24 protein-coding genes and 1 pseudogene are annotated in these 15103 nt (G+C 63.7%); all 25 read left to right on the top strand.

Annotated features, from left to right (window positions below; genetic code table 11):
* The first annotated feature begins 13 nt into the window (after positions 1 to 13).
* The 25 genes and pseudogenes from rplB to T8S45_RS01905 all read left to right on the top strand — a co-directional run bounded on the left by rplB (position 14) and on the right by T8S45_RS01905 (position 15045).
* On the top strand, positions 14 to 850 hold the full coding sequence (rplB, locus tag T8S45_RS01785; protein ID WP_188641347.1) for a 50S ribosomal protein L2: 837 nt from the start codon (positions 14 to 16) through the stop codon (positions 848 to 850).
* A gap of 3 nt (positions 851 to 853) precedes the next feature.
* On the top strand, positions 854 to 1132 hold the full coding sequence (rpsS, locus tag T8S45_RS01790) for a 30S ribosomal protein S19 (RefSeq protein WP_188641348.1): 279 nt from the start codon (positions 854 to 856) through the stop codon (positions 1130 to 1132).
* Complete coding sequence (gene rplV, locus T8S45_RS01795) at positions 1132 to 1509, top strand: 50S ribosomal protein L22 (RefSeq protein WP_188641349.1); 378 nt, start codon at positions 1132 to 1134, stop codon at positions 1507 to 1509. The genes rpsS and rplV overlap by 1 nt, the downstream gene beginning before the upstream one ends.
* Position 1510: 1 nt before the next feature.
* Positions 1511 to 2206 carry a 30S ribosomal protein S3 gene (rpsC, locus tag T8S45_RS01800; protein ID WP_188641350.1) on the top strand — a complete coding sequence of 232 codons (696 nt, stop codon included), beginning with the start codon at positions 1511 to 1513 and terminating at the stop codon, positions 2204 to 2206.
* Positions 2207 to 2220: 14 nt separating this feature from the next.
* A complete protein-coding gene (gene rplP, locus T8S45_RS01805) occupies positions 2221 to 2655 on the top strand; it encodes a 50S ribosomal protein L16 (protein WP_188641351.1) in 435 nt (144 codons plus the stop codon).
* The gene (rpmC, locus tag T8S45_RS01810; protein WP_188641352.1) at positions 2655 to 2867 is read left to right on the top strand and encodes a 50S ribosomal protein L29; all 213 of its coding nucleotides are present in this window, start codon (positions 2655 to 2657) and stop codon (positions 2865 to 2867) included. Before rplP ends, rpmC begins: the two co-directional genes overlap by 1 nt.
* Positions 2868 to 2876: 9 nt before the next feature.
* Positions 2877 to 3158 (top strand): annotated as a pseudogene (gene rpsQ, locus T8S45_RS01815) (30S ribosomal protein S17); the annotation flags it as partial.
* 167 nt (positions 3159 to 3325) lie between these two features.
* Positions 3326 to 3694 (top strand): 50S ribosomal protein L14, encoded by a 369-nt coding sequence (gene rplN, locus T8S45_RS01820; protein WP_188641354.1) that lies wholly within the window; start codon positions 3326 to 3328, stop codon positions 3692 to 3694.
* Entirely contained in the window at positions 3694 to 4014 is a 321-nt protein-coding gene (gene rplX, locus T8S45_RS01825) for a 50S ribosomal protein L24 (protein WP_188641355.1), read from the top strand. The genes rplN and rplX overlap by 1 nt, the downstream gene beginning before the upstream one ends.
* On the top strand, positions 4007 to 4588 hold the full coding sequence (rplE, locus tag T8S45_RS01830; protein ID WP_188641356.1) for a 50S ribosomal protein L5: 582 nt from the start codon (positions 4007 to 4009) through the stop codon (positions 4586 to 4588). Before rplX ends, rplE begins: the two co-directional genes overlap by 8 nt.
* 43 nt (positions 4589 to 4631) lie before the next feature.
* A complete protein-coding gene (gene rpsN / locus T8S45_RS01835) occupies positions 4632 to 4937 on the top strand; it encodes a 30S ribosomal protein S14 (RefSeq protein WP_160616643.1) in 306 nt (101 codons plus the stop codon).
* Between the two features lie 11 nt (positions 4938 to 4948).
* Positions 4949 to 5344 carry a 30S ribosomal protein S8 gene (gene rpsH, locus T8S45_RS01840; RefSeq protein WP_188641357.1) on the top strand — a complete coding sequence of 132 codons (396 nt, stop codon included), beginning with the start codon at positions 4949 to 4951 and terminating at the stop codon, positions 5342 to 5344.
* Positions 5344 to 5877 carry a 50S ribosomal protein L6 gene (rplF, locus tag T8S45_RS01845; RefSeq protein ID WP_188641358.1) on the top strand — a complete coding sequence of 178 codons (534 nt, stop codon included), beginning with the start codon at positions 5344 to 5346 and terminating at the stop codon, positions 5875 to 5877. The genes rpsH and rplF overlap by 1 nt, the downstream gene beginning before the upstream one ends.
* 1 nt (position 5878) lies before the next feature.
* Positions 5879 to 6223: a 50S ribosomal protein L18 gene (gene rplR / locus T8S45_RS01850; RefSeq protein WP_188641359.1), complete on the top strand. Its 345-nt coding sequence runs from the start codon at positions 5879 to 5881 to the stop codon at positions 6221 to 6223.
* Position 6224: 1 nt separating this feature from the next.
* Complete coding sequence (gene rpsE / locus T8S45_RS01855; RefSeq protein WP_229658063.1) at positions 6225 to 7064, top strand: 30S ribosomal protein S5; 840 nt, start codon at positions 6225 to 6227, stop codon at positions 7062 to 7064.
* 5 nt (positions 7065 to 7069) lie between these two features.
* Positions 7070 to 7255 (top strand): 50S ribosomal protein L30, encoded by a 186-nt coding sequence (rpmD, locus tag T8S45_RS01860; RefSeq protein ID WP_188641360.1) that lies wholly within the window; start codon positions 7070 to 7072, stop codon positions 7253 to 7255.
* A 72-nt stretch (positions 7256 to 7327) separates the two neighbouring features.
* Entirely contained in the window at positions 7328 to 7816 is a 489-nt protein-coding gene (gene rplO / locus T8S45_RS01865) for a 50S ribosomal protein L15 (RefSeq protein ID WP_322294464.1), read from the top strand.
* A 186-nt stretch (positions 7817 to 8002) separates the two neighbouring features.
* On the top strand, positions 8003 to 9370 hold the full coding sequence (gene secY / locus T8S45_RS01870) for a preprotein translocase subunit SecY (RefSeq protein ID WP_188641362.1): 1368 nt from the start codon (positions 8003 to 8005) through the stop codon (positions 9368 to 9370).
* Between the two features lie 31 nt (positions 9371 to 9401).
* Complete coding sequence (locus T8S45_RS01875; RefSeq protein ID WP_188641363.1) at positions 9402 to 10052, top strand: adenylate kinase; 651 nt, start codon at positions 9402 to 9404, stop codon at positions 10050 to 10052.
* 57 nt (positions 10053 to 10109) lie between these two features.
* Positions 10110 to 10760, top strand: a complete 651-nt coding sequence (locus T8S45_RS01880) for an SRPBCC family protein (protein ID WP_322294465.1) — start codon at positions 10110 to 10112, stop codon at positions 10758 to 10760.
* A gap of 319 nt (positions 10761 to 11079) precedes the next feature.
* Positions 11080 to 11448: a 30S ribosomal protein S13 gene (gene rpsM, locus T8S45_RS01885; RefSeq protein WP_188641365.1), complete on the top strand. Its 369-nt coding sequence runs from the start codon at positions 11080 to 11082 to the stop codon at positions 11446 to 11448.
* 68 nt (positions 11449 to 11516) lie between these two features.
* Positions 11517 to 11906: a 30S ribosomal protein S11 gene (gene rpsK / locus T8S45_RS01890; RefSeq protein ID WP_160616633.1), complete on the top strand. Its 390-nt coding sequence runs from the start codon at positions 11517 to 11519 to the stop codon at positions 11904 to 11906.
* Positions 11907 to 12015: 109 nt separating this feature from the next.
* Positions 12016 to 13071, top strand: coding sequence for a DNA-directed RNA polymerase subunit alpha (locus tag T8S45_RS01895; protein WP_188641366.1), 1056 nt, complete (start codon positions 12016 to 12018; stop codon positions 13069 to 13071).
* 99 nt (positions 13072 to 13170) lie between these two features.
* Positions 13171 to 13593 (top strand): 50S ribosomal protein L17, encoded by a 423-nt coding sequence (gene rplQ, locus T8S45_RS01900; RefSeq protein ID WP_188641367.1) that lies wholly within the window; start codon positions 13171 to 13173, stop codon positions 13591 to 13593.
* Between the two features lie 93 nt (positions 13594 to 13686).
* Positions 13687 to 15045 carry a serine hydrolase domain-containing protein gene (locus tag T8S45_RS01905; protein WP_322294466.1) on the top strand — a complete coding sequence of 453 codons (1359 nt, stop codon included), beginning with the start codon at positions 13687 to 13689 and terminating at the stop codon, positions 15043 to 15045.
* The last annotated feature ends 58 nt before the right edge of the window (positions 15046 to 15103 follow it).

Raw genomic sequence — 15103 nt, forward strand, 5'->3', positions numbered from 1 at the left:
GGGCTAGGAAACAATGGCACTCAAGAACTATAACCCGACGAGCCCCGCACGCCGCGGCTTGATCCTCGTGGACAAGTCGCAGCTCTACAAGGGCAAGCCCGTGAAGGGGCTGACCGAGGGCAAGCGCAAGACCGGTGGCCGCAACAACAAGGGTCACGTGACCTCGCGCGGCATCGGTGGTGGCCACAAGCAGAAGTACCGCTTCATCGACTTCAAGCGTCGCAAGTGGGACGTCGAAGGCACCGTCGAGCGGATCGAATACGATCCCAACCGCACCGCCTATATCGCGCTGGTGAAGTATGATGACGGCGAACTCGCCTACATCATCGCGCCGCAGCGTCTGGCCGTCGGTGACAAGGTGATCGCCGCCAAGAAGACCGACACCAAGCCGGGCAACGCGATGCTGCTCAGCGAGATGCCGGTCGGCACGATCTGCCACAACATCGAGATGAAGCCGGGCAAGGGCGGCCAGATCGCCCGTTCGGCAGGCACCTATGTCCAGCTCGTCGGTCGCGACCGCGGGATGGTCATCGTGCGCCTCAACTCGGGTGAGCAGCGTTACATCCGCGGCGAGTGCATGGGCACGGTCGGCGCGGTGTCGAACCCCGACAACGCCAACACCAATCTCGCCAAGGCCGGCCGCAATCGCTGGCGTGGCAAGCGTCCGCTTACGCGCGGCGTTGCGAAGAACCCGGTCGATCACCCGCACGGCGGTGGTGAAGGCCGCACCAGCGGTGGCCGTCATCCGGTGACCCCGTGGGGCAAGCCGACCAAGGGTGCTCGTACCCGCAAGAACAAGCAGACGGACAAGATGATCATCCGTTCGCGTCACGCGAAGAAGAAGAGGTAAGCAATGGCTCGTTCCCTACGGAAAGGCCCCTTTTTCGACCTGCATTTGCTGGCGAAGGCGGAAGCCGCGCAGGATGCCGGTTCGCGTGCGGGCCCCATCAAGACCTGGTCGCGTCGTTCGACCATCCTCCCGCAGTTCGTCGGGCTGACGTTCAATGTCTACAACGGTCACAAGTTCATTCCGGTGTCCGTGAGCGAGGAAATGGTCGGTCACAAGCTGGGTGAATTCGCGCCGACGCGCACGTTCCCCGGCCATGCGTCCGACAAGAAGGGTAAGCGCTAATGGGCAAGGCAAAGTCCCCCCGTCGCGTCGCCGATAACGAGGCGCTGGCAACCGGCACCACGATCCGTGGTTCGGCGCAGAAGCTCAACCTCGTTGCCGAGCTGATCCGCGGCAAGAAGGCCGAAGAGGCCCTCAACATCCTTGCCTTCTCGAAGAAGGCGATGGCGAAGGACGCCAGCAAGGTGCTCGCTTCGGCGATCGCCAATGCGGAGAACAACCACAACCTGGACGTCGACGCGCTCGTCGTGGCGGAAGCCTCGGTCGGCAAGTCGATCACGATGAAGCGGTTCCACACCCGCGGTCGCGGCAAGAGCACGCGCATCCTGAAGCCGTTCAGCAAGCTGCGGATCGTCGTCCGCGAGCAGGAAGAGGCGTAAGATGGGTCAGAAGAGCAATCCGATCGGTCTGCGCCTGCAGATCAACCGCACCTGGGACAGCCGCTGGTACGCCGAAGGGCGCGACTATGCGAAGCTGCTCGCGGAAGACATCGAGATCCGCAAGCACATCGTGAACTCGCTGCCGCAGGCCGCGATCTCGAAGGTCGTGATCGAACGTCCGGCCAAGCTGTGCCGCATCTCGGTCTACGCCGCCCGCCCGGGCGTCATCATCGGCAAGAAGGGCGCGGACATCGAGAAGCTGCGCTCGACGCTGGCGAAGATGACCGAAAGCGAGATCAAGCTGAACATCGTCGAGATCCGCAAGCCGGAAGTCGATGCCAAGCTCGTCGCGCAGGGCATCGCCGACCAGCTGATCCGCCGCGTGGCGTTCCGGCGGGCGATGAAGCGCGCGATGCAGTCCGCCATGCGTCTGGGTGCCGAAGGCATCAAGATCGTCTGCGGCGGCCGTCTCGGCGGTGCGGAAATCGCCCGTGTCGAACAGTATCGCGAAGGTCGCGTTCCGCTGCACACGCTGCGTGCGAATATCGATTACGCCGAAGCCGAAGCGCTCACCGCGTACGGCATCATCGGCATCAAGGTCTGGATCTTCAAAGGCGAAATCCTGGGCCACGATCCGATGGCGCACGATCGTCTCATGATGGAAGCCCAGACGTCCGGCGTCCGGCCGGCTCGCTGAGGTAGGTAAGAGCAATGCTGCAACCGAAAAAAACCAAGTACCGCAAGGCGTTCAAGGGCAAGATCCATGGCAACGCCAAGGGCGGCACCACGCTAAACTTCGGGTCGTATGGCCTGAAGGCGATGGAGCCCGAGCGGATCACCTCGCGCCAGATCGAGGCGGCTCGCCGCGCGATCACGCGTCACATCAAGCGCCAGGGTCGTCTCTGGATCCGCGTCTTCCCGGACGTGCCGGTGTCGAAGAAGCCGGCCGAAGTCCGTCAGGGTAAGGGCAAGGGTTCGGTGGAATACTGGGCCGCTCGCGTGAAGCCGGGCCGGATCCTGTTCGAGCTCGACGGCGTGCCCGGCCCGCTGGCTGCGGTCGCGTTCCAGCGGGCCGCGATGAAGCTGCCGATCAAGACCAAGGTCGTGGCCCGCCTGGGCGACGATTCGCACCTGGGAGCGTCGTAATGGCCAACGCAAAGATCGAAGACCTGCGCACCAAGACCGACGACCAGCTCTCCGAAGAGCTCGTCGAGCTGAAGCGCGAAGCGTACAACCTGCGGTTCCAGTCGGCCACCGGCCAGCTCGAACGTCCTGCGCGCATCAAGGAAGTGCGCCGCGAGATCGCCCGCATCAAGACCCTTCAGGGCGAGCGTACGCGCTCGGCCGAGAAGGCTTAAGGAGGCATCATGCCCAAGCGTATCCTCATCGGTACCGTCGTTTCCGACAAGACCGACAAGACCGTGACCGTCAAGGTCGAGCGCAAGGTGAAGCACCCGCTGTACGGGAAGATCATCCGGCGCACGAAGAACTACAACGCGCACGACGCGAACAACGAATATGTCCCCGGCGACGTCGTCCGGATCGAGGAGACCAAGCCGATCTCCAAGACCAAGACGTGGGCGGTGATCGATCGGGTCCAGGCGTCCAAGGGTGTCGAGATCGAAGCCGATCTCGATGTCAAGGAAGCCAAGCCGACCGGCGCGCCGGAAGACAAGACGACCCATGACAAGCCTGCCGCCGAAAAGGACGAGCAGGACGACGCCAAGGCGGACGCCGAGGCCTGATTTAGACGTAGGAACTGCCGGGCACCTGAATTCATGGGCGTCCCGGCAAGCCAAGAGAAGGAACCGGATCGATGATCCAGATGCAATCCAATCTCGACGTCGCGGACAACAGCGGCGCCAAGCGCGTCCAGTGCATCAAGGTGCTGGGCGGCTCGAAGCGCCGGTTCGCAAGCGTCGGGGACGTGATCGTAGTCTCCGTCAAGGAGGCGCAGCCGCGTGCCAAGGTCAAGAAGGGCGACGTTCACCGTGCGGTGATCGTGCGCACGAAGAAGGACGTCCGCCGCCCCGATGGCAGCGTGATCCGTTTCGACAGCAACGCCGCGGTCCTCATCAACAAGAGCGAGGAGCCGATCGGCACCCGTATCTTCGGCCCGGTGGTGCGCGAACTGCGCGGCCGCGGCTTCATGAAGATCATCTCGCTTGCTCCGGAGGTGCTGTAATGGCTGCCGCGAAGATCAAGAAGGGCGACGAAGTCGTCGTGCTCTCGGGCAAGGACAAGGGCCGCACCGGCACCGTGTCCAAGGTCCTGCCGAAGGAAGGCAAGATCGTGGTCGAGGGCGTGAACGTCGCCACCCGTCACCGCAAGCCCACCCAGGCGAACCCGCAGGGTGGCATCGAGCGCCGCGAGGCCCCGATGCACATCGCGAAGGTCGCTGTGGCCGATCCCAAGGACGGCAAGCCGACCCGCGTCCGCTTCGAAGAGCGCGACGGCAAGAAGGTCCGTGTCGCCGTCAAGTCCGGGGAGACCATCGATGGTTGATTACACTCCGCGCATGAAGCAGCGCTACGACGACCAGATCGTCAAGGCGATGACCGAGAAGTTCGGTTACAAGAACCGGATGGAAGTGCCGAAGATCGACAAGATCACGCTCAACATGGGCGTCGGCGAGGCGAGCCAGGACAAGAAGAAGGTCCAGAACGCTGCCGAGGAAATGGCGCTGATCGCCGGCCAGAAGCCGGTCATCACCAAGGCCAAGAAATCGATCGCCCAGTTCAAGCTGCGCGAAGGCATGCCGATCGGTGCGAAGGTGACCCTTCGTCGCGAGCGCATGTACGAATTCCTCGACCGCCTCGTGACGATCGCGATGCCCCGCATCCGCGACTTCCGTGGCCTGAACCCGAAATCGTTCGACGGTCGCGGCAATTACTCGATGGGTCTCAAGGAGCAGATCATCTTTCCGGAGATCAGCTACGACAAGATCGAACAGGTGCGTGGCATGGACGTGATCGTCACCACCACCGCCAAAACCGATGAGGAAGCGCGCGAACTGCTCAAGCTGTTCGGCTTCCCGTTCCCGGCCGATGAAAAGGCCGACGAGAAGGAAGCCGCGTGAGCGGTTTCCCGAACACTAGCAACGCAAAGAGAGCTTAAGTCCAATGGCGAAACTGAGTTCCATCAACAAGAACGAGCGTCGCAAGAAGCTCGTGAAGAAGTACGCCGCGAAGTACGCGAAGCTTAAGGCGCAGGCCGAAGATGAATCGCTCGACGAAACCGAGCGCCTGATCGCCCGCCTCAAGATGGCCGAGATTCCGCGCAATGCGAATCCGACCCGCGTGCGCAATCGCTGCGCCACCACCGGCCGCCCGCGCGGCTATTACCGCAAGTTCGGCATCAACCGTATCGAACTGCGCGACCTCGGCAACAAGGGCCTGATTCCGGGCCTGACCAAGTCGAGCTGGTGAGGAATCGATAGATGGCTATGACCGATCCCCTGGGTGATATGCTCACCCGCATCCGCAACGGCCAGCAGGCGAAGAAGGACTCCGTCCTCTCGCCCGCCTCGACGCTGCGTGCCAATGTCCTCGAAGTCCTTCAGCGCGAAGGCTTCATCCGCGGCTATGCGGAAGACGACAGCGGCCAGCACAAGGCGCTGCGGATCGAACTGAAGTATTTCGAAGGCGAGCCCGCGATCAAGTATGTCGCGCGCGTCTCCAAGCCCGGCCGCCGGGTGTATTCGGGCAGCAAGGATCTGCCCCGGGTGCGCAACGGCCTGGGCATCACCATCGTCTCGACGCCGCGTGGCGTGCTCTCGGATGCCGAAGCGCGCGACCAGAATGTCGGCGGCGAAGTGCTGGCGGAGGTGTTCTGATGAGCCGCATCGGCAAACGTCCGGTTGCGATCCCGAGCGGGGTCGAAGCCAAGATCGACAACGGCACGCTGACCGTGAAGGGCCCCAAGGGTACCCTTTCCATGGGTCTGTCCGACCTCATCGACTACAAGGTCGAAGGCGAAGAGATCCAGGTCAACCCGGCGAACGACACGCAGAAGGCCCGTGCCTTCTGGGGCATGCATCGCACGCTCGTGTCGAACCTCGTCGAAGGCGTGACCGAAGGCTACACCAAGACGCTCGAGATCAGCGGCGTCGGCTATCGTGCTTCTGCGCAGGGCAAGAAGCTCAAGCTTCAGCTCGGCTATTCGCACGACGTCGACCTCGACGTGCCCGAGGGCATCGAGGTGAAGACCCCCGACCAGACCACGGTCGAAATCAGCGGTGCCGACAAGCAGAAGGTCGGCCAGTTCGCGGCGGAAATCCGCGAATGGCGCAAGCCCGAACCCTACAAGGGCAAGGGTATCAAGTATCGTGGCGAGTACATCTTCCGCAAGGAAGGGAAGAAGAAGTAAGATGGCAAAGCTTTCCCCCTTCGAACGCCGCCGCCAGCGTGTCCGTAACGCGCTGCGCAAGAACGGCGGAGGCCGTCCGCGCCTGTCGGTGCACCGCACCGGTATGCACATCTACGCGCAGATCATCGACGACAAGGCCGGCAAGACCGTCGCCGCGGCGTCGACGCTCGGAGCGAAGAAGTCCGGCGCGAATGTTGATGCCGCCACCCAGGTCGGCAAGGATATCGCCGCCGCCGCCAAGAAGGCCGGCGTCACTTCCGTCGTGTTCGATCGCGGCGGGTTCCTGTTCCATGGTCGCGTGAAAGCGCTGGCCGACGCCGCTCGCGAAGGCGGGCTGGAGTTCTAAGATGGCTGACGAAAAAAAGACCGAAGAAAACAAGGCTCCCGAGGGTCCCAAGGACACTCCTGAGGTCGCGCAGGCGAAAGCCAATGCCGGCGTCGTCGAGGCCGAGACCGAGCATGCGGTGAAGAAGGAAGAACCGGCCGTGGCCGATACGCCTTCCGAAGCTGCCGACAACCAGTCGGCCGCACAGGGTGCCGAAGGTCGTCCGCGTGGTCGTGGCGGTCGTGGCGGCAACGATAATCGCGGCGGTGGCCGGGGTCGTGGCGGTCGTGACAACAACCGTCGTGGCGGTCGCGACGAGCCGGATGACGGCATCGTCGAGAAGCTCGTGCACATCAACCGCGTCTCGAAGACGGTCAAGGGCGGTAAGCGCTTCGGCTTCGCCGCGCTGATGGTCGTCGGCGACGGCCAGGGTCGCGTCGGCTTCGGACACGGCAAGGCACGCGAAGTGCCGGAAGCGATCACCAAGGCAACTGCTGCCGCACGCAAGAAGATGATCCGCGTCTCGCTCAAGGAAGGCCGCACGCTGCACCATGACGGCAAGGGTCGTTTCGGTGCGGGAAAGGTCACCGTTCGTTCGGCGCCCGCCGGTACCGGCATCATCGCCGGTGGTCCGATGCGTGCCGTGTTCGAGAGCCTTGGCGTCGCCGACGTCGTGACCAAGTCGGTCGGCACTTCTAACCCGTACAACATGATCCGGGCGACGTTCGACGCGCTGCAGAATCAGAGCTCGCCGAAGTCGGTCGCCCAGCGTCGCGGCAAAAAGGTCGCCGACCTCATGGGCCGTGCCGCCGGTGCGACCAAGGAAGAGGCCGAGGCTGACGCCGCGGCTGTCGTGGAGTAAGATCGATGGCTGCCAAGAAAACCGTCAAGATCAAGCAGATCGGCTCGCCGATCCGCCGTCCCGAAAGCCAGCAGAAGATCCTGCGCGGCCTCGGGCTCGGCAAGATGCACAAGGTGGTCGAACGCCAGGACACCCCCGAGGTGCGCGGCGCGATCGCCAAGATCCCCCACCTCGTCGAGGTGGTGGACTAACCATTCAAGGCGGCCCGGCTATGCCCGGGCCGTTTCCTTCAGCGCGAGACAAGCGAAAGCGAGTGCAGAATTATGAAACTCAACGATCTTCGTGACAACAAGGGTGCCCGCAAGGGCCGGATGCGGGTCGGCCGCGGTATCGGTTCGGGCAAGGGCAAGACCGCCGCGCGCGGCCAGAAGGGCCAGAAGAGCCGTTCGGGCGTCAGCGTGAACGGTTTCGAGGGCGGCCAGATGCCGCTCCACATGCGCCTGCCAAAGCGCGGCTTCAACAACCCGTTCGGCAAGGACTTCGCCGAGGTGAACATTGGCATGGTCCAGAAGTTCATCGACGCCAAGAAGCTCGATGCCAAGAAGGCGATCGACCACGAAGCGCTCAAGGCCGCCGGCCTTGCGCGCGGCGGCAAGGACGGTGTCCGACTGCTCGGCAAGGGCGAACTGACCAGCAAGGTCCAGTTCAAGGTCGCCGGCGCGTCGAAGGGCGCGATCGAAGCGGTCGAGAAGGCCGGCGGTTCGGTCGAGGTGACCGCGCCTAAGAAGGCCGAAACGGCCGACGCCGAATAAGCATTGCGCATCCCGGGCCTGGTCCGGGATCTCTTCCCCTCGCGCCGCTGCGCCTGTGGATAGGGATCCGGGTTCGAGGCCCGGGATGGCGCTTTTTCCCGGGGTAGGGTTCGACAACCGCGACACGGCTCCCTATCTCTCCTGTCCACGCCGGGAGGGCCGGCGAAAATCAGGACCAGATTTCCCATGGCATCACGCGCCGACAACATGGCCAGCGGCCTCAGCCTCGCCAATTTTTCGAAGGCGACCGAACTAAAGCAACGCATCTGGTTCACGATCGGTGCGCTGGTCGTGTTCCGCTTCCTGAGCTTCGTTCCGCTGCCGGGGGTCAACCCGCTCGCGCTCGCCAATCTGTACGAGAACGCCCAGGGCGGCATCCTCGACATCTTCAACACCTTTTCGGGCGGCAGCCTCGAGCGCATGAGCCTCATCGCGCTCGGCGTCATGCCCTACATCACCGCGTCGATCGTCATCCAGATGGCCGCCGCGCTGCATCCGTCGCTGATGGCGCTCAAGAAAGAGGGCGAAGCGGGCCGCAAGAAGCTCAACCAGTACACCCGGTATGGCACGGTCTTCCTGTGCGCGATCCAGGGGTGGTTCATCGCCGCCGGTCTCGAAGCCTTTGCAGCATCGAACGGGATCCAGGCGGTCGTCAATCCGGGCTACATGTTCCGCATCGGTGCGGTCATCTCGCTGATCGGCGGCACGATGTTCCTGCTGTGGCTGGGCGAGCAAATCACCTCGCGCGGGATCGGCAACGGCGTCTCGCTGATCATCATGGCAGGCATCGTCGCCCAGATGCCGCAATTCGTCGGCAACATGCTCGAAGGCGCGCGCTCGGGGTCGATCTCGTCCTTCCTGATCATCGGCCTGATCGTGATGATTGTGGTGCTGATCCTCGGCATCTGCTTCATGGAGCGCGCCCAGCGTCGCCTGCTGATCCAGTATCCCAAGCGCGCCAACCAACGCGGGATGATGCAGGCCGACCGTTCGCACCTGCCCTTGAAGCTCAACACCGCTGGCGTGATCCCGCCGATTTTTGCGAGTTCGCTGCTGCTCTTGCCGTTGACGATCACGCAGTTCGCGGGCAACCAGCTCGATGCCGAAAGCGGCGTCGGCGGAGCGCTCGGTACGGTGCTACTGTACCTGCAGCACGGTCAGCCGCTCTACATGCTGCTCTATGCCGCGCTGATCGTATTCTTCACCTTCTTCTACACCGCGGTGGTGTTCAATCCGGAAGAGACGGCTGACAACCTGAAGCGCAATGGCGGCTTCATCCCCGGCATTCGTCCAGGTAAGCGGACCGCCGACTATCTCGACTACGTGCTGACGCGCATCACGGTGGTCGGCGCGATCTACCTGACGCTGGTCTGCACCGTGCCCGAATACGTCATCGCGCAGACCGGGCTGCCGCTGTTCTTCCTCGGCGGTACCAGCCTGCTGATCGTCGTGAACGTCACGGTAGACACGGTCAGCCAGATCCAGTCGCACTTGCTGGCGCACCAGTATGGCGACCTCATCAAGAAAGCGAAATTGAAGGGCCGCCTGCGCTGATGCCGGCGCCGAGACGGAGAGCTTGAGACCGATGGACATCATCCTTCTTGGACCTCCCGGCGCGGGCAAGGGTACCCAGTCGCACCGCCTGGTCGAACGCCACGGCATGGCACAGCTGTCGACCGGCGACATGCTGCGCGCCGCGGTCAAGGCGCAGACCCCGGTCGGCGTCGAAGCGAAAAAGGTCATGGACCGCGGCGAGCTCGTGTCCGATGCGATCGTTTCCGCGTTGATCGGCGAGGCCCTCGACGCGATGCCAGAAGGGCAGGGCGCGATCTTCGACGGATTCCCGCGCACCGCCGAACAGGCCGACGCGCTCGATTTCCTGCTTGCCGAGCGCGACCGCAAGCTCGACCACGTGATCGAACTCGAGGTGGACGAAGACGCGCTCGTGCGTCGGATCGTGGGCCGCTTCGCCTGTGCCGAATGCGGGACGCTGTATCACGATACGGCCAACCCGCCGAAGGTCGATGGCGTGTGCGACAAGTGCGGCAGCACCGAGTTCAAACGCCGTCCCGACGACAACGAGGAAACCGTGCGCACCCGTATGGCGGAATATCGTGCCAAGACGCAGCCGATCCTCGCTCCGTACGAGAAGCGCGGCATCGTCAGCCGGGTCGACGGCATGGGCGGGATCGACGAGGTCACCCAGGCGATCGAAGCGATCCTGCACGGCGAATGACGCTTTGCCGCGCGTTCGCACGCGGCTAGGCTTGCTCTGACATCACAGGAGAATCGCATGCGTCCCATGATCGCAGCCATGGCACTCGCCGTCGCTGGCGCCGGTATCGCCGTTCCGACGGCGTCGGCCGCCAATATTGTCCAGCAAGACGAGCGCGGCTTCCGCATCATCCACATCGTCGAGACCGACGCGTCCCCCGCAGCGGTCTGGCGCACGCTGGTGGATCCGGCGAAGTTCTGGAACCCGGAGCACTCGTTTTCGGGCGATGCCGCCAATCTCTCGCTCGAGGCGGCACCCGGGGGATGCTTTTGCGAAATCGCCGACCACCTTGGCGTCGAGCACGCCCGGGTGGTCTACATCGAACCGGGCGTCCGGCTCCGCCTGCGCGGCTCGTTGGGGCCGCTCCAGCAGGACGCGGTGACCGGAATCCTGACCTTCGTGCTGCGCGAGCGCGCGACCGGCGGGACGACGATCAGCGTCGAGTATTCGGTCAGTGGCAATTTCCGCGGCGCGCTTCCGCGGCTCGCCGCTGCGGTCGATGCCGTGATTGCCGAGCAGGGTAATCGGCTCGGCGCCGCAGCGCTCGGCAAGGCACCGGCCAAACGCGAAACGAGCGATGCCGAACCCGCACAGCCTGACGATGCTGGCGACGAACAGGACGATGATTTCGGCGCCGCCTTCGGCGATACTCCCGAACCGCAGCGCTGAACGACACCGCAGTCGGGACAGGTCGTTTTGACCGGTGCCTTCCTACGCGATATAAACCGTCCATGACCGGGAGGCGGCGTTCGCGCCGTCCGGTTGTCGCGCGCCGATGCGCGGCGTTGACAGCGCGCGCGAATCGCACTAAGCGCGCCCTTCACACCGACAGGTTTTCAAAAATGTCCGGCTGGCCCCACCGATTGGTGCCATTGTCGGGCTTTTTCATTTGCGACCGGTCGGTTGTGCGAAAGAGCGTTGAGATAGGGGGCTCGCCAGCCTGAGATAACCTTTGGCGGCCAAACCCCTGTGGAGCATGGAGAAGTAAGTGGCTCGTATTGCCGGGGTCAACATCCCCACCAACAAGCGCGTGATCATCGCGCTTACCTACATCCACGGGATCGGTCGCACGACCGCCGTGGAAATCGCCGACAAGCTGGGTATCGACCGCACCGCGCGTGTGCAGGACCTGACCGATCAGGAAATCCTGCAGATCCGTGAAACGATCGATGCGGACTACACCGTCGAGGGCGATCTTCGTCGTAACACCGCGATGAACATCAAGCGCCTGATGGACCTCCGCAGCTATCGTGGCCTGCGCCATCGCGCCGGCCTGCCGACCCGTGGCCAGCGCACGCACACCAATGCGCGCACCCGCAAGGGCAAGGCCAAGCCGATCGCCGGCAAGAAGAAGTAAGCGCCTCGCCGTCGGCATTGCTGGCGGCAGCAGCTTTCCTTCCTATCTAAGAGACACAGGAACCACACATGGCACGCGAACCAGGACGCATTAAGCGCCGCGAGCGGAAAAACATCTCCAGCGGCGTCGCGCACGTAAACGCCAGCTTCAACAACACGATGATCACGATCACCGATGCCCAGGGCAACGCGATCAGCTGGTCGTCGGCCGGCATGATGGGCTTCAAGGGCAGCCGCAAGTCGACGCCCTATGCCGCTCAGGTCGCCGCAGACGACGCGGGCAAGAAGGCCGCCGAACACGGTGTCCGCACGCTCGAAGTCGAAATCAAGGGCCCGGGCTCGGGTCGCGAAAGTGCGCTCCGCGCACTGCAGGCGGTGGGCTTCACCATCACCTCGATCCGCGACGTGACGCCGATCCCGCATAACGGGGTTCGGCCGTCCAAGCGCCGCCGCGTCTGACCTGAGTTACCGGCGGGCATGCGCCCGTCGATCGAATTCGGATCGGCCGCGGCTCGTATAGAGCCCTGCGGCCGTTTCCACGCCAGAACCAACTCCCAAGGGGAACCCGATGTCCGTCAACACCAAGAACTGGCAGGAACTCAAGAAGCCCGGCAAACTCGACGTCAAGGAAGGCGGCGACAAGAAGCGCAAGGCGACCTTCATCGCCGAACCGCTCGAGCGCGGCTTCGGCCTGACGCTCGGCAATGCGCTGCGCCGCGTGCTGCTTTCGAGCCTGCAGGGTGCCGCGATCACCTCGATCAAGATCGAGAACGTGCTGCACGAATTCTCCTCGCTCGCGGGCGTGCGCGAAGATGTCACCGACATCGTGCTCAACGTGAAGCAGATCGCGCTCAAGATGGAAGGCGAAGGCGCCAAGCGGCTACAGCTCTCCGCCACCGGTCCGGGTGAAGTGAAGGCCGGCGACATCGCGGTTTCGGGCGATATCGAGATCATGAACAAGGATCTCGTGCTCTGTCACCTCGACGATGGCGCGACCCTCAACATGGAACTCACCGCCGACACCGGCAAGGGCTACAAGCCTGCCGTTGCCAACCGTCCGGCCGATGCGCCGATCGGCCTGATCCCGGTCGACTCGCTGTATTCGCCGATCCGCCAGGTGAGCTACAAGGTCGAGAACGCCCGCGTCGGGCAGGAACTCGATTTCGACAAGCTGAGCCTCACGATCGAGACCGACGGCACCGTCACGCCCGAAGATGCGATCGCCTATGCCGCGCGCATCCTTCAGGACCAGCTGACGCTGTTCGTCCACTTCGAAGACGGCATCCCGCAGCCGCAGCCGGGCATGATCGGCCAGGCCGCGCAGCCGGAAGAGAGCGACACCAACCAGCTCAACCGTTACCTCCTCAAGAAGGTCGACGAGCTCGAACTGTCGGTGCGTTCGGCCAATTGCCTCAAGAACGACAACATCATCTATATCGGCGACCTGGTCCAGAAGACCGAAGCCGAGATGCTGCGCACGCCGAATTTCGGCCGCAAGTCGCTCAACGAGATCAAGGAAGTGCTCAGCTCGATGGGTCTGCGCCTCGGCATGGACATCCCCGGCTGGCCGCCGGAAAACATCGAGGAAATGGCCAAGAAGCTCGAACAGGAGCTGCTGGGCTAAACCCTCGCACGGAACCGTCATCGGGCATGGGCCGGACCCGTCAATCCGGCCCGTATCGGGCTACCTCGTACGGGCCCTCTACGAACGAAGGAATGAAATATGCGTCACGGAATTTCGCAGCGTAAGCTTTCGCGCAAGTCGGGCCACCGCAAGGCCCTTTTCCGCAACATGGCGGCCGCGCTGATCAAGCACGAACAGATCACCACCACGCTGCCCAAGGCGAAGGAACTGCGTCCCTACGTCGAGAAGCTGATCACGCTGGCCAAGCGTGGCGGCCTTTCGAACCGTCGTCTCGCGCAGGCTCGCCTGCTCGACGAGACGCAGCTCAAGAAGCTGTTCGACGTGCTGGCCGATCGTTATTCGGACCGTGAGGGCGGCTACACCCGCATCGTGAAGGCCGGCTATCGCGCAAGCGACGCTGCACAGCTCGCGATCATCGAATTCGTCGACCGCGACGAAGATGCCAAGGGCCAGGACAGCGGCCCGGCGATGACCGAAGAAACCGATTTCGAAGACGCGTAAGTCGCGCTTCGCTTGAACAACGGGAAGGGCCGGGCGGAAACGTCCGGCCCTTTTTCTTTGCGCGTGCCGAGCGATCACGTCACAGAGCCTGACATGAAGACCAAAGCTCTCGCATTCGCCCTCATCGCCACCTCTTCGCTGGTCGCACTGCCGGTGCAGGCCCAATCCCAGCAGGATCAGCTCGACGCTCGATACGACCGCGCGCTGGCCGCGGGCTACAAGGCGCTGTTCCTGTGCAGCGCGATCGCCAATTCCGAACGAAACGGCGCGACGCGCGACACGCAAAGCGTGCTCGATTGGGAGCTTAGGGGGGTACAGCCTCCGCTCGACACGCTGATGGCGGAGATGAATTACAACGTTATCCGCGAGATGGGCGCGCCGATCTCCAAGGTCGAGGTCGAATGGAGCGACGACATGGCGCCACGCGTCGCCGCGCACCGGACGGGCAAGGGCTGCTCGCTGATGCCGATCGGCTACGATAAGCCGATCGCGGTCAATCCCCCGAGCGATTTGGCACCGACCGACATGGTAGTGGCTGCATTTACCGACGATGCGCTGATCGCGGCGGCCGATAGCGCGTTCGCACAGGTTGGTCCGCGTACTACCGCGGTGCTGGTCAGGCAGGGCGGAAGGCTACTGGGCGAACGCTATGCGGAGGATTTCGGCCCGGCCGTGCCGCAGCGGACATGGTCGGTCGCCAAGAGCATCGCCGCGACACTGATTGGTGCGGCGGAGCACCGCATGGACACATGGCGGAATGCCAGTGCCGGGTTGGGAGCAGAAACCGGCGACCCGCGCGCGACGATCACGATCGACCACCTGCTGCGCATGGCTTCGGGCCGCTATTCGGATACGCCGGGCAATCGGACCGATCCGCTCTATTACGGCGGCTCGACGGTCGAAGACACCGCGAGAGGATGGCCGCTGGTGCACGAGCCGGGCTCCGTCTTCCGCTATGCCAACAACGACACGCTGATGGCGGTGAGGGCGATCGCGGAGGCGTTTGACACGCATCCGCCGGCCGAGTTCTTCGCCAAGGTGGGAATGGATCACACGGTCGCGGAAACCGACTGGAGAGGCGAATACATCCTGTCTTCGCAGGTCTGGGCGACCGCGCGCGATCTGGCGAAGCTGGGGCAGCTCTATCTCGACGATGGTGTGCTGCCCTCGGGCGAGCGCGTGCTGCCCGAGGACTGGGTCGAATACGTATCCAGCCCCGCCGGACCGCAGCCCGAAGGACGCAGCTGGGGCTATGGCGCCGGATTCTGGCTGTTCAATAACCACGAAGGCATCCCGGCGGACACCTTCTTCATGGCGGGCAATCGCGGGCAATATGTCGTGATCGTGCCGAGCCGCGACATCGTTATCGTCCGGCGCGGGGAGGACCCGACGGGATCGGGTTTCGACATCGAGGCCTTCACGCGCGACGTTCTCGCCGCGCTGGCGGAATGAAAAACCCCGCCGGATCGCTCCGGCGGGGTCCTTCCTGACCGGTTGAGCGGTCGCTGGT

This window comes from Pseudoblastomonas marina (assembly GCF_034374265.1).
GTDB lineage: Bacteria > Pseudomonadota > Alphaproteobacteria > Sphingomonadales > Sphingomonadaceae > Alteriqipengyuania_A > Alteriqipengyuania_A marina.

Excerpts from the sequence above, each read along its gene's own strand:
- T8S45_RS01880 (WP_322294465.1), top strand. The coding sequence starts at position 10,110 with ATGCGTCCCATGATCGCAGCCATGGCACTCGCCGTCGCTGGCGCCGGT.
- rpmD (WP_188641360.1), top strand. The coding sequence starts at position 7,070 with ATGGCTGCCAAGAAAACCGTCAAGATCAAGCAGATCGGCTCGCCGATC.
- rplB (WP_188641347.1), top strand. The coding sequence starts at position 14 with ATGGCACTCAAGAACTATAACCCGACGAGCCCCGCACGCCGCGGCTTG.
- rplQ (WP_188641367.1), top strand. The coding sequence starts at position 13,171 with ATGCGTCACGGAATTTCGCAGCGTAAGCTTTCGCGCAAGTCGGGCCAC.
- rplE (WP_188641356.1), top strand. The coding sequence starts at position 4,007 with ATGGTTGATTACACTCCGCGCATGAAGCAGCGCTACGACGACCAGATC.
- rpsK (WP_160616633.1), top strand. The coding sequence starts at position 11,517 with ATGGCACGCGAACCAGGACGCATTAAGCGCCGCGAGCGGAAAAACATC.
- T8S45_RS01875 (WP_188641363.1), top strand. The coding sequence starts at position 9,402 with ATGGACATCATCCTTCTTGGACCTCCCGGCGCGGGCAAGGGTACCCAG.
- rplX (WP_188641355.1), top strand. The coding sequence starts at position 3,694 with ATGGCTGCCGCGAAGATCAAGAAGGGCGACGAAGTCGTCGTGCTCTCG.
- T8S45_RS01895 (WP_188641366.1), top strand. The coding sequence starts at position 12,016 with ATGTCCGTCAACACCAAGAACTGGCAGGAACTCAAGAAGCCCGGCAAA.
- rpsC (WP_188641350.1), top strand. The coding sequence starts at position 1,511 with ATGGGTCAGAAGAGCAATCCGATCGGTCTGCGCCTGCAGATCAACCGC.
- rpsS (WP_188641348.1), top strand. The coding sequence starts at position 854 with ATGGCTCGTTCCCTACGGAAAGGCCCCTTTTTCGACCTGCATTTGCTG.
- rpsN (WP_160616643.1), top strand. The coding sequence starts at position 4,632 with ATGGCGAAACTGAGTTCCATCAACAAGAACGAGCGTCGCAAGAAGCTC.
- rplP (WP_188641351.1), top strand. The coding sequence starts at position 2,221 with ATGCTGCAACCGAAAAAAACCAAGTACCGCAAGGCGTTCAAGGGCAAG.
- rplF (WP_188641358.1), top strand. The coding sequence starts at position 5,344 with ATGAGCCGCATCGGCAAACGTCCGGTTGCGATCCCGAGCGGGGTCGAA.
- T8S45_RS01905 (WP_322294466.1), top strand. The coding sequence starts at position 13,687 with ATGAAGACCAAAGCTCTCGCATTCGCCCTCATCGCCACCTCTTCGCTG.
- rpsH (WP_188641357.1), top strand. The coding sequence starts at position 4,949 with ATGGCTATGACCGATCCCCTGGGTGATATGCTCACCCGCATCCGCAAC.
- secY (WP_188641362.1), top strand. The coding sequence starts at position 8,003 with ATGGCATCACGCGCCGACAACATGGCCAGCGGCCTCAGCCTCGCCAAT.
- rpsE (WP_229658063.1), top strand. The coding sequence starts at position 6,225 with ATGGCTGACGAAAAAAAGACCGAAGAAAACAAGGCTCCCGAGGGTCCC.
- rplO (WP_322294464.1), top strand. The coding sequence starts at position 7,328 with ATGAAACTCAACGATCTTCGTGACAACAAGGGTGCCCGCAAGGGCCGG.
- rpmC (WP_188641352.1), top strand. The coding sequence starts at position 2,655 with ATGGCCAACGCAAAGATCGAAGACCTGCGCACCAAGACCGACGACCAG.
- rplR (WP_188641359.1), top strand. The coding sequence starts at position 5,879 with ATGGCAAAGCTTTCCCCCTTCGAACGCCGCCGCCAGCGTGTCCGTAAC.
- rplV (WP_188641349.1), top strand. The coding sequence starts at position 1,132 with ATGGGCAAGGCAAAGTCCCCCCGTCGCGTCGCCGATAACGAGGCGCTG.
- rplN (WP_188641354.1), top strand. The coding sequence starts at position 3,326 with ATGATCCAGATGCAATCCAATCTCGACGTCGCGGACAACAGCGGCGCC.